The organism is Bartonella sp. AA78NXGY (assembly GCF_042197005.1).
Lineage (GTDB): Bacteria > Pseudomonadota > Alphaproteobacteria > Rhizobiales > Rhizobiaceae > Bartonella.
Genome location: NZ_JBHIRI010000093.1, coordinates 1 through 664, shown reverse-complemented (window position 1 = coordinate 664; position 664 = coordinate 1). Strand labels below are relative to the sequence as shown.

The 664-nt window shown below is 50.6% G+C and carries 1 pseudogene; it reads right to left on the bottom strand.

Going from position 1 to position 664, the window contains the following annotated elements:
- Positions 1-664 (bottom strand): annotated as a pseudogene (locus ACFINL_RS09810) (hypothetical protein); the annotation flags it as partial.

The window sequence follows — 664 nt, the reverse complement described above, 5'->3', positions numbered from 1 at the left end:
GATTGCTAGCAAATATCATTATTTGTAACATCATGTTCTTCACAGCGCCATCAGCTAACTCGTATAGCTTGATTGGTATATCGGCAATGAGACCAGTCATAATTCCTGTCGAAAAAGTTCTATCTTGTTGTTCATCAATCTCGAACCATTTTTCGTTAACATCTCTTCGACACTGATTATCAGGGCACTCTTCTAACTCTTTCTTCATCTGAGCGCGTTGTGCACTACCCAAAAAGTTATTTGCAGCGGCATGACCTGCGGCATCAGCGCCGGCATCAACATTGCCACCGGCAAGGGCAGCGGCAACGCCCCCAGCAGCCCTTGCAACATCAATGGTGTGGTCTCTAAAGTCAGCAAACTGCGCATCAATCTTTGCGTTTATACGCGCTTCCTCTTCCGCAGTTGGGGTGCGACCGTTTAGGTCTCCCATTTCCTCTTTCACAATGCCTTGCACCCACAATTGAAACTGGAGCATAGCTGTGGCTTCACCCACAGCACCCCCCACAGCACCGGCAGAGCAAGCACCGCTCGCAACAGCGCCTTTTAAGCAGCCAAGACCGGCGTGGGCAACGATCTGCGTGACCGTGTCTATTTTGCCTTCAGCCTTGGCGGTACCGATTTCTTCCGCCAACGATTTGCCAACCGTATCAGACAGGGCGATGCG